The 14502-nt window shown below is 71.9% G+C and carries 12 protein-coding genes; 3 read left to right on the top strand and 9 right to left on the bottom strand.

Going from position 1 to position 14502, the window contains the following annotated elements; genetic code table 11:
- Positions 1-170: 170 nt before the first annotated feature.
- The gene (locus ACLJQE_RS38185) at positions 171-560 is read right to left on the bottom strand and encodes a VOC family protein (RefSeq protein WP_410644462.1); all 390 of its coding nucleotides are present in this window, start codon (positions 558-560) and stop codon (positions 171-173) included.
- Between the two features lie 60 nt (positions 561-620).
- On the bottom strand, positions 621-2012 hold the full coding sequence (locus tag ACLJQE_RS38180; protein WP_410644461.1) for a S28 family serine protease: 1392 nt from the start codon (positions 2010-2012) through the stop codon (positions 621-623).
- Positions 2013-2259: 247 nt separating this feature from the next.
- Here ACLJQE_RS38180 and ACLJQE_RS38175 point away from each other — a divergent pair, with 247 nt between their 5' ends.
- Positions 2260-2784, top strand: coding sequence for an SRPBCC family protein (locus ACLJQE_RS38175; protein ID WP_410644460.1), 525 nt, complete (start codon positions 2260-2262; stop codon positions 2782-2784).
- Here the strand turns inward: ACLJQE_RS38175 and ACLJQE_RS38170 are convergent.
- Genes ACLJQE_RS38170 through ACLJQE_RS38160 form a run of 3 tightly spaced genes read right to left on the bottom strand, consistent with a single transcriptional unit; the run spans position 2760 to position 7313 of the window.
- Entirely contained in the window at positions 2760-3506 is a 747-nt protein-coding gene (locus ACLJQE_RS38170; RefSeq protein WP_410644459.1) for an enoyl-CoA hydratase/isomerase family protein, read from the bottom strand. The two genes, ACLJQE_RS38175 and ACLJQE_RS38170, sit on opposite strands and share 25 nt — an antisense overlap.
- Before the next feature lie 19 nt (positions 3507-3525).
- Positions 3526-4449, bottom strand: coding sequence for an ABC transporter permease (locus ACLJQE_RS38165; RefSeq protein WP_410644458.1), 924 nt, complete (start codon positions 4447-4449; stop codon positions 3526-3528).
- Entirely contained in the window at positions 4446-7313 is a 2868-nt protein-coding gene (locus tag ACLJQE_RS38160; RefSeq protein ID WP_410644457.1) for an alpha/beta fold hydrolase, read from the bottom strand. The genes ACLJQE_RS38165 and ACLJQE_RS38160 overlap by 4 nt, the downstream gene beginning before the upstream one ends.
- A 307-nt stretch (positions 7314-7620) precedes the next feature.
- Between ACLJQE_RS38160 and ACLJQE_RS38155 the strand changes: the two genes are divergently transcribed.
- Positions 7621-8583: a TerC family protein gene (locus ACLJQE_RS38155; RefSeq protein ID WP_410644456.1), complete on the top strand. Its 963-nt coding sequence runs from the start codon at positions 7621-7623 to the stop codon at positions 8581-8583.
- Positions 8584-8634: 51 nt separating this feature from the next.
- Positions 8635-10581 carry a S9 family peptidase gene (locus ACLJQE_RS38150; protein WP_410644455.1) on the top strand — a complete coding sequence of 649 codons (1947 nt, stop codon included), beginning with the start codon at positions 8635-8637 and terminating at the stop codon, positions 10579-10581.
- A 97-nt stretch (positions 10582-10678) separates the two neighbouring features.
- On the opposite strand, the gene ACLJQE_RS38145 is transcribed toward ACLJQE_RS38150, so the two are convergent.
- The 4 genes from ACLJQE_RS38145 to ACLJQE_RS38130 form a co-directional block, all read right to left on the bottom strand.
- Positions 10679-11335 carry an RES family NAD+ phosphorylase gene (locus ACLJQE_RS38145; RefSeq protein ID WP_004558748.1) on the bottom strand — a complete coding sequence of 219 codons (657 nt, stop codon included), beginning with the start codon at positions 11333-11335 and terminating at the stop codon, positions 10679-10681.
- Positions 11336-11386: 51 nt separating this feature from the next.
- Positions 11387-11968 (bottom strand): DNA-binding protein, encoded by a 582-nt coding sequence (locus ACLJQE_RS38140; RefSeq protein WP_410644454.1) that lies wholly within the window; start codon positions 11966-11968, stop codon positions 11387-11389.
- Positions 11969-12515: 547 nt separating this feature from the next.
- On the bottom strand, positions 12516-13493 hold the full coding sequence (locus tag ACLJQE_RS38135) for a LacI family DNA-binding transcriptional regulator (RefSeq protein ID WP_410644453.1): 978 nt from the start codon (positions 13491-13493) through the stop codon (positions 12516-12518).
- Between the two features lie 105 nt (positions 13494-13598).
- Positions 13599-14408: a helix-turn-helix domain-containing protein gene (locus ACLJQE_RS38130; protein WP_410644452.1), complete on the bottom strand. Its 810-nt coding sequence runs from the start codon at positions 14406-14408 to the stop codon at positions 13599-13601.
- Between the last annotated feature and the right edge of the window lie 94 nt (positions 14409-14502).

The following is a 14502-nucleotide window of genomic DNA, read 5'->3' as shown; positions in this document are numbered from 1 at the left end:
CGGCAACCACACCCCACCCTGCATCCCGATCCGAAGCCCCAACACGGCCGGGGGCACCGGGTCAAGGCACGCTTTCCCGCCTTGACGCGGTGTCACCGGCCGTAGTCACAATCGGGCTTCGGGATGAAGGGCCTCCCCACAGCCGGTTCACCCGGCCAAACCCCGCCAGCTCACTCCGGCGCAGGCGCGTTCTCGTCCGGCTGCAGCATCCCGAAGACGTTGCCCTCCGTGTCCTTGCAGTACGCCAGCCACCCCACACCCGGAACCGGGTTCTTCGGCAACGCCAGCGTTCCACCCGCTTGGTTGACGTCGCCCAGTGCCTCGTCCAGGTCCGTGACTTCGATCGTGTTGACGAATCCGTGGACCGGGGCCGAGGACTCCGGCGCCGGACCTTGGCGGGGGAGGAGGCCGCCGTCTATTCCGTCGCCTTCTCCGGTGGTGATCATCCAATAGGGGACGTCGCCCCAGCGTTCGAACTTCCAGCCGAACACCGCCGTGTAGAACGCCACCGCGCGTTCGGGGTCGCCCGCGTGGATCTCGAAGTGGACGGGACGAGGCATGCGTGCCTCCTCAGGCTGGGCCGTCAGGGTGTGGTGAGGGTACGCCCGGCCCGCCGAAAGTCACAGCCGCGGCCGCTCCCGGATCGTCAGGTCCGCGTCGAAGTCCGGGAAGCCGGCCGGTGCGCTGCGCGCCGTCGGCGAAGCGGCCGGCGGGAGGCCGGCCCAGCGCCGGATCGTGGCGGTGGCCGCCGCCGCGTCGGGCGGGGCCAGCTGGGCGATCTTCGCTCCGTGGTTGCCGCCCTGGACGTAGTACCGGTACGAATCGCGGCTGCCGTGGCCGAGTTCGAACGGCTCCGCGCCCCACGGATCGTTGGACCCGTACACGAACAGCAGGCGGGTGCCGCGGGACTTCACCCAGAAGTCGATGTCGGGCATCGCCGGGTAGTCGAAGCGCGGCAGGCGGATCGACGCCGGCACGAACGTCTTCGGCTGGTTGGCGCCGGGGTAGCGCAGCAGGTCGCGGAGGTAGCCGTCGTACGACTCGGGCGAACCCAGCTGCACCGCGGCCTGGTAGTAGTAGGGGATGTAGCGCGCCAGGTCCTGGTCGGAGTAGGTGTTGAGGCTCTCCACCTTCTCGTACCAGGCGTAGACGTCCGCCGCGGGCGCGCCCGGCGGTGGCACCGTCGCGCAGTCCGCCTGCTTCTGGTACTGCCAGAACGCGAAGTACGAGTCGATCACCGAGATCTCGAGGGACTTGTCGGCCGAACCGACGATCGAGAACGTCAGCCCGCGCTGCGCCGCGTCCGCCGCCGCGATCGCACCCAGTTCGTCACGCCGCTTCAGCGCGTCGCGCTGGATCGCCTTCAGGGCGGCGCGGCACGCCGGATCGTCGCCGACGCGGGAGAGGAACCGGTTGTAGACGTCGAGCGGGTCGATGACGTCGTTGGGTGCGACGTACGGGATCGTCGCATTGACGTCGCCGGGGAAGAAGCGCCGGAAGTACGTCGCGGTCATGCCGCCCTTGCTGCCGCCCGTGGCCAGCCACTTGCCCGGGTAGATCGCCTTGAACGCCTGCACCGCGCGGTGCTCGTCCACCGCCGCCTGCCAGATCGTCAGCTGCTTCGCCCAGTTCTCCGGCTCCGGCCGGGACGGCGTGAAGTAGCGGTACTCCATCGACAGCTGGTTGCCGTCGACGATCTGGGTCGGTTCCGAGCGGTTCGGCGAGCCGCTGACGTTGTAGCCGCTCGTGAAGGCGACCGTCGGGGCGGCGAAGTCGCGGTGCAGCAGCGTGAACCGCTGCTGGAACGTGCCCGCGCCGGGGTGCCGGTGGTCGGCGGGCTGGGTGTAGGTCAGCTTGAAGAACCGGAACCCGGCCGGTGCCGCGTCCTCGGAGACGACCGTCAACCCGGGGATTCGCTGCAGCTCCGCCTTGATGTCGGGCGCCGCCGCGGCCGCCGGGGCCAGGCCGGCCAGCGCCAGCAGGACCGCACCGGCGGTGAAAGTTCTGCGCATCGAGCACCCTCCCGGCTCACCGGACCCCAACCGGACCCCTCGGTGGACCCTCACAGAACCGGCCGGGGTCGGCAATCGGCTGTCCGGGCGCAGAATCGGTCAGGATCCGACTTTCGACGGGTGACGCGGTGCCGGGGGTGGCGTCCTCCCGCGTGCGCATCCGCGGGCATTGTGCGAGTTGTCCGCGTGATCGACGCCACGTTACGGTCCGAAGCCGTAGGCACCGTCATCGAGCGAGGGGTCCGCCATGAAGGTTTCCGACTGCCCGACGACCGAGGTCGAGGTCCGCATCGCCGCGCGGCCGGCCGAGGTCTGGTCCTGGCTGCTGGACGTCGACCTGCCGGCCCGGTTCTCCACCGAGTTCCAGGGCGGCGGCTGGGTCGAGGGCGCCGAGCCCGGCCTCGGCGCCCGGTTCCGCGGCCGCAATTCCCACCCGATCGCCGGGGAGTGGGAGACGGTCTCGACCGTCACCGGCTACGAGCCCGAGCGGCTGTTCGCGTGGGCCGTGATGGACGTGACGAACCCGGCCGCGTCGTGGCGCTTCGAGCTCGTCCCGGACGACGAGGGCACCGTCCTGCGCCAGTGGGCCCAGATCGGTCCCGGCCCGTCCAACCTGACGACGATCATCGGCTCGATGCCCGAGCACGAAGAGGAAATCGTCGCGATGCGGCTCGGTGAGCTGCAGGCCAACATGCAGAAGACGGTCGAGGGCATCAAGGTGCTCGCCGAGAGCGGCATGCGCGCCGGTCAGCGAAGCATCCGGTCCACATAGGACTTGACCGCGGCGAGCGCCTCGGCGGACTGCCACAGCCGCTGGACCTGCGGGTCGTCCGAGTGGCGGTATTCGGCGATCCGCTCGTGGAAGGGCTGCCGGATCTGGGCCTTGGTGTGCGCGAACGGCTCGGCGGGCAGCTCGCCGAGCCGGGCCGCGACGGCGACGGCCCGCTCGAGCACCTCCTCCGGCGGCGCCGGCTCGTCGGCCAGCCCGCGGGCCAAGGCCGCCTCGCCACCCCAGGTTTCCCCCGGGTAGATGAGCGACGGCAACCGCGACGTCCCGTACGCGCAGCGGAGGATCTCCAGCGCGGCCAGCGGGAACGGCAGCCCGACGAGCAGCTCGGTCACCCCGATCCGGCCGGGCCCGGTGGTGAGCACGCGGTGGTCGCAGGCGGCGGCGAGCACCGCGCCCCCGGCGATGGCGTGCCCGTTGAGGGCGGCGACCACCGGACGCGGGCAGCCGAACACCGCCAGCAGCGCGTCGGACAGCAGCGGCAGGAACTCCGCGACGTACGACGCGCCACCCCGGTCGATCCGCTTGAGGTCGACGCCCGCGCAGAAGACACCGCCGGTCCCGGTGAGCACCACGGCGCGGGCCTGCTCGGCGTCCTCGAGCCGCCGCACCAGCTCCCGGCACGAGTCCGTGTCGAGGGTGTTGCCCCGGCCGTGGTCGATCCGGAGCACGGCGACGTCGTGGTGGCTCTCGAGGAAGACCGGCACGGGCCCGACCGTACCGGCTTCAGCTCGTGATGTCCTTGCGAGCGAACCTCCGCCCGGCGTACAGGAAGAACACCGTCCCGTAGATCGCCGCCGACAGCATGCCGCTCGCCAGGTTGGTCCAGTCGACGTCGGTCGAAATCAGGTCCATCCAGGAGAACGCGTAGTGCGTCGGCAGGTAGTTGCGCAGGCCTTCCAGCGCGGTGATCTGGTCGAGGATCTGCGACAGGATCGCCACCAGCACCGCGCCGCCGACCGCACCGAGCGGGGCGTCGGTCGACACGCTCAGCGCGAGCGCCAGCCCGGCCACCCACGCCAGCTGCAGGATGATGTACACCGTGGCCAGCCCGATGGCGAGCAGGCTGTCACCGAAGGACACCGCGTCGCCGGTCGGGCTGATCGCGTCGCCGGCGCCGTACCAGAGCACCCCGACGCCGAGTGACACCAGCGGCAGCAGGACGAGCGCGAGAGCCGACAGCAGCCCGGACACGATCGCCTTCTGCCGCAGCACCCGCTGTCGTGGCACCGGCACGGCGAGCAGGTACTTCAGGCTCGACCACGACGCTTCGCTCGCGATGGTGTCGCCGAAGAACAGCGCGACGATCATCGGCAGCAGGAACGTCCCCGACACGAACAGCGCCAGCACGACGAAGTTCGGCGCGGACGCCGTGGCCAGGTCGACGAACCCGCCGCTGCGCCGGTTCGGGCTCGACTGCCCGAGCTCGAACGCGATCACCAGGATGAACGGCAGGAGCGCGACGAACCCGAGCAGGAACTGCGTGCGCCGCCGCTTGAGCTGGCGCCGCAGCTCGACGCCGAGGCGCAGCGTGCGCCGCGCCGAGTAGCCCTCGACCGCGCCGTCCGGTCCGACGCCCGCGTGCTCCTGCGACGCGAGGTCGCTCAGCTCGTCGAGCGCGTGCGGATCGGTGTGGACACCTTCACTCACGACTCATCTCCGACCAGTTGCAGGAACGCGTCTTCCAGCCGGCGCCTCGGCCCGGCCTGCTCCACCGCGACACCGGCGCGGACCAGGGCGGCCACGCCTTCGGCCCGCGGCAGTTCGCCGAGGTTCGCGTGCACGAGTTCGCCCTCGACGTCGACGTCGGTGACGCCGCGGAGCGCCTTGAGCGCCGCCGCGGCCGCTGCCGGGTCGTCGACCCGGAACGTCGCCTCGCCGCCGGCCGCGGCCAGCTCGCCGACCTCGCCCGAGGCGACCAGTGAGCCGCGGTGCATGACCACGACGTGCGTGCAGGTCTGCTCGACCTCGGCCAGCAGGTGGCTGGACACCACCACGGTGCGGCCGGTCGCGGCGTACCGCTTCAGCACCTCGCGCATCTGGTGGATCTGGGGCGGGTCGAGCCCGTTGGTCGGTTCGTCGAGCACCATGAGCTCCGGCAGGCCGAGCATCGCCTGCGCGATCGCCAGCCGCTGCCGCATGCCCTGGCTGTAGGTCCGCACGCGGCGCTCGACCGCGTTGCCGAGCCCGGCGATCTCCAGCGCCTCCGAGAAGTGGGCCTTCTCGGCCGGACGTCCGGTCGAAGCCCAGTACAGCTCGAGGTTCGCCCGGCCGGACAGGTGCGGCAGGAAGCCGGACCCTTCGACGAACGAGCCGATGCGCGAGAGCACCGGCGCGCCCGGGGTGATCTTGTGCCCGAACACGCGGATGTGGCCCTCGGTCGGCGTGATCAGGCCCATCAGCATGCGCAGGGTGGTCGTCTTGCCGGCGCCGTTCGGCCCGAGCAGGCCGAGCACCTGGCCCGGCTCGACGCGGAAGGACAGGTCCTTCACCGCGACGAACCCGCCGGGGTACTCCTTGCGCAGCCCCTCGATGACCAGCGGGGTGGTGGCGAGCCCGGGGTCGACGTCGGTGGCCCGGCGGCGGCGCAAGGCGGCGAAGAGCACCGCGGCGAGGCCGATCGCCAGCGTGACGCCGATGCCCGCCAGCTGCCCGATGGGAGCCGGGGAACCGACGGACTTGCCCGGCACGACCGGCACGGCCAGCGCGGTGCCGCCGGCGAGCCCGATCCGGAACACCGCGGGCGCGGCCGGTGCGGCGTACCCCTGGTCGGTGGTGCCGACCACCAGCCGCAGCGAGTGCCCGCCCTCGATCGGCCGGACGATGCCGGGCAGCGTCACGGTGACCTCGACCGGGGTGCCGTCGGCGGGCAGCCCGCTCACCCGGAACGGCGCGACGGCGTTGGCGGGCAGCACGCGCGAGCCGTCCTGCCCGACGTCGTAGAGCTTCGCGAACAGCACCGCGTCCGGCTGCGGGTGCGCCGGGTCCGCGGCGACCTGCAGCCGCACGGTGGACGAGCCGCTGACGACGACCTGGCCGTCGAGGGGAGCGGTGGTGAACTGCGCGGCCTGACCGGGCGGGTCGTTGCTGAACAGCGCACCGAGCCGCGTCGAACTGCTCGCGACGCCGTTGAGCCCGGGGATCCCGCTGACCGCGGCCGGGTTCGCGCCGGCCGGGCGCACCACCGGCTGCGCGGGCCCGGTCAGCGCCAGCAGCCGCCGTTCGGTCGCGGTCCCGGTCAGCCCGGGGTAGGCGGCGGCGGTGACCGTGCGGACCGACGGCGTTCCGTTGGCGCGCAACGTGCCCTGGACGTCGTAGCTGAAGCCGGTGCCCGGGTCGCCGCCGTCCACCGCGGTCCACAGGAAGTCGGCGATCTTGCCGCGCAGCTGCGGTCCCGGCTTGCCGCCGTCGTGGCCGCCGGTGTACCAGATCGTGCTGACCTTGCCGCCGGCCGCGGTGATCTGCCGGGCGGTCGCGTCGGACTGGTCGAGGCCGAACAGCGTGTCGCTCTCGCCCTGCACCAGCAGGGTCGGCACGGTGATCTTGTTCGTCACGGACGCGGGGGAGACGCGGCGCAGCAGGTCGACGCTCGCCTGGCTCGCCTGCCCGGTGGTGCCGAGTTCGGTGTAGGCCCGGCAGACCGCGGCGGTGAACCGGCCACAGGGGTCGGCCGGCGCGCTGCGCGGCCCGCCCCCGCCCGGCGGCCCGGCGGGGATGGCGGCCGCCGCGGCGGCGGTCCCGGCGGCGCCGGTGGATCCGGTGTCGGTCTCCTGCCCGGCCTCCGGCGCCTCGGCGGACGGCGAGCCGCTCGCCGCGGCCCCCGAACCGGCCGAGAAGAAGATGCCGGCCCAGCCCTTCTTGAAGACGCCGTCGGTCGCGAAGGCACCGGCGGACGGGGTGCCCGGGGCCGTGGCCGCGGGGGACGCCGCGTTCGGGACCAGGCCCTGTGCGAGGTCGTTGTAGGTGATCACGGGCGCGATCGCGTCGACGCGCTTGTCCGTGCCGGCCAGCAGCAAGGACAGCGCGCCGCCGTAGGAGGCCCCGGTGACGGCGACCTTCGGGTCACCGCCCGCGTCGAGGGTCACCTGGCGTTGCGCGACGAGCCGGTCGATCAGGCGGCTCGCGTCGGCGACCTCGCCGTCCGGGTCGTTGAGCCCGATCTTGCCGGTGCTCTTGCCGAACCCGCGTGCGGACCACGTCATCACGACGAAGCCCTTCCGCGCGAGTTCGCGGGCGTCGTCGGTGACGCTGTTCTTGTCCCCGCCGAAGCCGTGCGCGAGCAGCACCGCAGGTGCGGGCACGGTCGCGGGGAGGTAGGTGGTCGTGTCGATCTTGACCTGCTCGGCCGAGCCGGGAGCGGCGGGCATGTCGAGCAGCGCGTCTTGGGTGGGCACGGCGGGCGGGGCCGTATCGCGCGTCGCCCAGAGGACGGTCGCGGCGGCGAGCACCGCCACGACGGCGCCGAGCGCCGTGAGGCGGGCTCGGCGGGTGCGCGGGAGCGGGAGTCGGGGCACGGGCAAACCGTATTTGAGTCTTGCTGAGAGTGCCCTCCGCGGCTCACAGTGATCACACGTTGCGGACCACCTGGTGGACCGAAGTGACCGGAATTACACGACCAACACGGTGACGTGCGCGATCTCGGCTGGCGTTCCGGCGGGGGGAACCTGCACACTGGAGCCGCTGTGAGGGGAGTATTCCTTCGCGGCGGTGTCGTCAGCACGGTGGCCCTTGCGTCCCCCGGCACCGTCGGCCGGTGGGTTCCACCGGCGGAAGAGACCTCCGGTTAGTTGCTGCTGCGCACTATCCGGAGGTTTGAGTTTCATGACTGTCCCCCTGTGGCTGTGGATCGCCACGATCGGTGGCCTGCTCGCGCTGATCGCGCTGGACCTGGTCATCGTCGATCGCAAGCCGCACGAAGTGACTACGGGGGAAGCGGCTCGCTGGGTCATCTTCTACGTCTCGTGCGCGATCGTCTTCGGCATCGGCGTGTGGATCTTCGCCGGGCACGACCCGGGCGTCGAGTTCTTCACCGGGTACATCACCGAGTACTCGCTGAGCGTCGACAACCTGTTCATCTTCATGATCATCATGAGCTCGTTCAAGGTGCCCGCCATCCACCAGCACCGCGTGCTGCTGGTCGGCATCCTGCTCGCGCTCGCCATGCGGAGCGTCTTCATCGCCATCGGCGCCGCGCTGATCGCCCAGTTCGTCTGGGTGTTCTTCCTCTTCGGCGCGATCCTCGTCTGGACCGCGGTCAGCATGCTGCGCAACAAGGGTGAGGACGAGGAGTACCACGAGAACGCCGTCACCCGGCAGGTCCGCAAGTTCGCCCCGGTGACCGACGAGTACCACGGCCACAAGTACACGGTGAAGATCGACGGCAAGCGGATGATCACCCCGATGCTGCTGGTGATCGTGGCCATCGGCTCGGCGGACCTGCTGTTCGCCGTCGACTCGATCCCGGCGATCTTCGGCATCACGCAGGAGGCGTTCCTCGTCTTCACCGCCAACGCGTTCGCGCTGATGGGGCTGCGGCAGCTGTACTTCCTGCTGGGCGGCCTGGTGACCAAGCTGGTGTACCTCAGCTACGGCCTGGCGGTGATCCTCGCCTTCATCGGCGCGAAGCTGTTCCTGCACGCGCTGCACGAGTACCACGTCGTGCCGGACTGGCTGGACATCAACAACTGGATGTCCCTCAGCGTGATCGTCGTCGTCCTCACCGTGACCACGGTGGTCAGCCTGGCGAAGGCCCGGCGCGACGAGCGCAAACAGGTCGCCGCGTAAGTCCTCGCGCAACTCGTTCGCACCGCTAAGGACTTCGGGTACGGTCGGGACGTGCGCCCTGCCGACATCGAAGACCTCGTCGTTCCCGGCCGTCCCGCGCTGCACGGGAACCTGCTGCTCACGGCGCTCAAGAGACCGGATCTGAAGGCGAACGCCACGCGCGGCGAAGTGCGGCGCGTGGCGCTCGGCGGCGGCGAGGCCGCGTGGACCCACGGTCCACGCGACTCGGCCCCGGCGATCTCCCCGGACGGGCGCTGGGTCGCGTTCCTCCGCGCGGGGGAGGGCAAGGGTGCCGACGGCAGCCCGCAGCTGCACGTGATGCCGTCGGACGGCGGCGAGGCCCGCCGGCTGACGTCGCTGCACCTCGGGGCCGGGGAACCGGAGTGGGCGCCGGATTCGCGGCGGATCGCGTTCACCGCGCGGGTGCCCGAGCCCGGCCGCTACGGCTCGCCGGGCGCCGACGGCGAGACGCCGGAGCCGGCCGCGGAGGCCCCGCGCCGGATCACGCGGCTGGACTACCGGATCGACGACGTCGGGTTCCTGCGCGATCGCATGCAGCGGCTGTTCGTCGTCGACACCGTCGCGGCGCCCGAGCCCGGCGACCTCGAGCCGCTGACCGGGGACGGGTTCGACGCGGCCCACCCGGTCTGGACGCCGGACGGCACCCGCGTGGTCTTCACGGCGCCGCCGGACTGGGGTGCGGCCGAAACCGACTCGCGCGACATCTGCGCGATCTCGGCCGAGGGCGGCGAACCCGAGGTCGTCGTCCGCGGCGAGGGGTACTCGGAGCGGCCGGTGTTCGGCGACGACGGCACGCTGTTCTACTTCGGACAGTCCTTCGAGGAGCACCACGAGGCCGCGCCCACCGGGCTCTACGCGGCGACGCCCGAGTTCGGCGCCGGCCCGGTGAAGGCACGGCGGCTCACCGACGCCGAGACCGTCGACTGCGAGGCCGCGGCCGGCCCGCCGGCCCCGCGCGGGGACGACGTCCTCGTGGCCGTCCGCCACCGGGGCGCGGTCGAACTGCGCGCGGTCGCCGTCGACGCCGTCGAGGCCCCGCTGGCCGATCTCGCGGTGGTCTACGCGGACCACACCGTGGTCCGGTCGTTCACGCTGGCCGGCGCGGTGCTGGTGGCGGTGATCGCGACGCCGTCGACCGCGGGCGAAGTCGTGCTGCTGGGCGACGGCGGACCACGGGTGCTCACCGGCTACTCGGCGCCGTTGCGGGACAAGGGCATCCGGCCGATGATCGAGCTGGAAACCACCGCCCCGGACGGCTACCCGGTGCACGGCTGGCTGGTGCTGCCCGAGGGCGAGGGCCCGCACCCGGTGCTGCGCGTGGTGCACGGCGGCCCGTTCACCCAGCAGGAGTGGAAGGTGTTCGACGAGGCGCAGGTGTACGCGTCGGCCGGCTACGCGGTGGTGGTCGGCAACCCGCGCGGGTCGGCGGGGTACGGGCAGGCGCACGGCCACGCGATCACGCACGCCTTCGGCACGGTCGACGTCGACGACGTCCTGGCGCTGCTCGACAAGGCACTCGAACGCCCGGACCTGGACGCCTCCCGCGTCGGCATCATGGGCGGCTCGTACGGCGGGTTCATGACGAGCTGGCTGGCCGCCCACCACGGCGAGCGCTTCAAGGCGGCGTGGAGCGAGCGCGCGGTCAACGCGTGGGACTCGATGTTCGGCAGCTCCGACATCGGCTACTACTTCGTCGACGCGTACATCGGCACCGATCCGGAAGTGCAGCGGGACCGGTCACCGCTGTCGTACGCGGCGCAGATCGAGATCCCGTTCGCCGTCGTGCATTCGGAGCAAGATTGGCGTTGCCCGCTGGAGCAGGCGGAGCGGATGTTCGTCGCCCTGCGCTGCGCGGGCACGCCCGCGGAGATGCTCGTGTTCCCCGGCGAAGGCCACGAGCTGAGCCGCTCGGGCCGCCCGCGGCACCGCGTCCAGCGTTTCGAAGCGGTCCTCGAGTGGTGGGCGCGGCACCTGTAGTGCGCGGGCTGGTCTGCATCGACGTCGACGGCACCCTCGTGCCCGGCACGAGCTGAGCGTCGGTTTCAACGCGGCGATCAATCCCGCTGCTCGCGGCTCAGTTCAGCAACGTGTAGTTCAGCTCTTCGCAGACGCGGCCCAGCGGGACGTCCAGGCCCGGGTGGTCCAGCGGCAGCAGCACGTCCGGCGCGATGGGCAGCGCGGCGCCCGCCGGCGGGTCCCACAGGCAGATCGCGGGGTCGCCGGAGTCCATCGACGAGCGGTACCAGAGGCCGTCGAGGTCGCTGAACGCGCCGCGGATCGCGCGGGCCCACGCCTGCGTCAGCTTCTTCGGCCCACTGGAAATCTCCTGCGACGCGCCCACCCGCGTCGGCCAGAGGCCGGTCAGGTCGAGCAGGCGCAGGGTGCGCGTCGGGCGGACGACGACCAGCCGGGGACCGCGGGTGCGGCGGTCGACCGTCGAGCTGGTCTGGAAGACCTCGGCGACCGACGTGCGCACGGTGAGGCCGAAGTAGAGGACGCCGTTGGCGGGATCGGTGACCGGCGCGCCGCCCCGGCCAGGCGACTGCTGGTCGAAGCGGCCGTGCGGGAGCGGGCCGGTGTAGCGGAACGAATTCCACTGCTGGGGGTGGTTGCCGTGCGCGGTGAAGATCCGTACGAGCCTGGTCGCGGGCTGGACTGTCACCACGTCGTCGGCGCGGTTCAGCTGCCGGACCAGGACGGATCGGGCGGGCGGCAGCGGGAGCCGGGCCATGGGTCGGGGGTGGTCCGTCCTTGTCGGTGATCTTGCTCGGGAGGGTCCAGCCTAGAGCGGAGTGCCGAGCGTGGCGATGAGGCGGGCGACGTGGTCCGGGTCACCACCGGAGAGGAGCCATTGGCGCGGGGTCGCGGGCTGGTCGTTGATCACCAGATCGGCCTGCGGAGTGCTCATGAAGGCGGCGACGACGAGGGCGGGCTGGTCGTCGGGCAGCGCCTTCAGCACGACTTCGAGCCCGGGCAGCACGCCCGAGCCGGCGAACTGCCACGCGGGAAGCCGCCAGCCGCCGTCCTTCCAGCCGGTCAGCCGCCCTTCCTTGAGGCGGTGCCGGATCCGGCTGTCGTCGACGCCGAGGGTCTTGGCCGCCTCGTTGACGCTGAGCGCGCCTTCGGCCAGCACGGCGTGGGCGGCGACGGTGCGCGCCCGGAAGTCCGGTTCGTCCTCCCGCCGCGGCGAGAGGTCCAGGCCGACATCGGCGAGCGCGGCCCGCTGGTCGGCCGAGAAGTAGTGCGAGGGATCCGGATTCGGCGGGGACAGTCTGCGCGCCGCATCTTCGACGAGTGTGAGGAACTCGTTCGCATCGACCTTCAGGCCCGCCTTGGCGAGGATGTTCTCCAGCGCTACAGACATGTGGCTCAGGTTAACCCGAAACAGCGCGCGTGTGCGGGTTCGTGCGGTTTCTTGCCCTGTCTGTGGGTGAATTCACCAGAGATCGACACTCAGGGCACATCATCCAACACGTTGAGTAGGCAACTTCCGGTCAGTCTCCCCGGATCGGTCGTCGTTGTCCAGCCTCGCCCCCAGCTTGACACTGTGCGGCCCGGAACCTAGGTTCCGGATGAGAAAACGATTTCCGCTCCGTGCTCACAAGCCCCGGCGTTCCGGCGCCGGTAATGGGGGACACAGGGGGTGGGGCGTGCCTGGGGGGCCCGGCACGAGCCGGCCCCCTCAGGCACGTCGCTCCCACCCGACCGTCTGGGCACGCCGCCCGACCTTCCCGGCCCGCCGATCCACCCCGGGGGCGAAAGACTCATCTTTCATAGGGAAAGTGACGCTTTTTGGGGCTGGTGGGGCTGATGTGGTGCTTCTGGTGCGCGATCCGACTGTCTGGGTACGCCGGCCGACCTTCTGGGGGCGCGATCCGACCTCTTCGGCGGGCGGAACGATCTCGCCGACGTCAGCGGCGGGAGCTCTTCCGCACGATCAGGCGGGCCTCGAGTGTCGTCGTCGTCGCGTCGCGGGTGCTGTCCGAGATGCGGGCCAGCAGCAGCTGCGCCGCCACCCGGCCGACTTCGTACGCCGGCTGGGCGACCACCGTCAGGGGTGGGTCGATCAACGTCGTCCACGGTGCGTCGTCGAACGAAACGATGCCCACGTCGCTGCCCGGGCGGAGGCCGCGGGCCGACAGGGCCTCCAGTACGCCGATCGCCATCGTGCTGTTCGCGACCAGGAGCGCGTCCGGCGGCGACGGCTCGTCCAGCAGCTCCAGCGCCGCCAGCCGGGCACCCTCGGCGCGGTATTCCGCCCGCCGGAACCGGACGTTCTCCTCGCCCACGACGTCGGCGTACCCCGTCAGGCGGTCTTCCGCCGTGCGGACACCCGGCGGGCCGGTCAGGCAGCCGACGCTCCGGTAGCCGCCGGCGAGCAGGTGCCGCGTTGCTTCCGCGGCCGCGTGGCGGGTGTCGACCAGGACCTGGTCGCCCTCGGCTGCCTGCAACGGGCGGTCCACCGCCACCAGCGGCGTGCCCTGGCGCCGGAGGCCCTCGACGTTCGTCGACCGGCCGGTGGGCGACAGCACCACGCCCGCGACGCGCTCCTGCAGTGCGACCTCGATGTAGCGCCGCTCCTTGTCCTCGTTCTCGTCCGAGTTGCAGAGCACCACCGAATACCCCGACCGCTGCGCGAGATCCTCGACGCCCCGCGCGATCGCGGTGAAGAACGGGTTCTCGACGTCGGAGATGATCAGCGCGAGCACCGCGGTTTCCTGACGGCGGAGGTTCCGGGCTAACCCGTTCGGGTGGTACCCGAGCTCGGCGGCCGCTTCCTGGACGCGCGCGGCCAGTGCGGGGTCCACAGTGGACTTTCCGTTGAGTGCCCGCGACACGGTCGCCGTGGAGACGCCGGCCCGCGCTGCGACGTCGCTGATGGTGGCCACGCGCCCTCCCTGATCACTCGTCGAGGGGAGGATAGCGCTCCTGGTAGTCGTTTACCGTCCGCTTACCTTTTCGGGTGAACGGCCACTTCCGGTTGATCGCACGGGTTACGCCGAACGGAGTCGATCACGCTCCGCAACGTCCACAGTGGAGGATCCGCGGAAGTAGCGGCGCGGCGTGAGTCCGGTCAGGGCCCGGCAGTCCCGGCTGAGGTGCGCTTGATCGGCATACCCCGCGGCGGCGGCCAGCGCGGCCAGCCCCGCGACGCGCGGAGCCAGCGCGACGGCCCGCTGGAACCGGCTGATCCGGAGGTAGGTGGCCGGCCCGTACCCGACGGCTTGGACGAACCGCCGCCGCAGCCGCCGCTCGCTCACCGCCGCCGACTCCGCCTCGGCAACCCGGGCCGCTCCCGCCTCCAGCCGCAGGCTCGTCGCCTCGCCGACCCAGACCGCCTCCGGTCGCGCGCCCATCGCTGCCGCCGCCTCGCCGACCCGCGCCACCCCCGCCTCCAGCCGCGCGATCAACTCCGCCACCGCCGAGTCCGGAGGCGGCAGATCCGCCAGCCGGCCGGCCACCGCCTCGACCGGTGACAACTCGCCCTCGGCCAGCCGCTCCGCCACCGATCGCCCCCACAACTCGGCCAGCGGCACCCGCTGATCACGCAGCTCGTCCGCCGCCACGCCCAGTACCGCGGCCGCCCGGCCCGGCCGGAAGCGGACGCCGCTCAGCACCGCGCCCGGCGTGGTCACCGACGACCACGCCGCGGTGTCCGGCCCGGCCACGAACACCCCGCCGTCCCCGGCGACCAGGTCCACACAGCCGTCCGGGACGATCCGCTTCGGTCCCTCCGAAGCCGACCGCCACACACATCTCGCCACGCCTCGCAGCGCCGCCGGTGCTGCCGCCTCCTCGTACACCCCCCGATCATCCCCCGCGGGTCCGACAAAACCGGGAGCCCCCCGTCCGGGTGAACATCGAACTTCCGGCGAAGAGCGGCTAACACCCCGTCAG

This window comes from Amycolatopsis sp. lyj-346, from assembly GCF_046548975.1.
Lineage (GTDB): Bacteria > Actinomycetota > Actinomycetes > Mycobacteriales > Pseudonocardiaceae > Amycolatopsis.
Note: the sequence above shows the minus strand (reverse complement) of the source record. Positions and strands in the feature narration are given on the sequence as shown.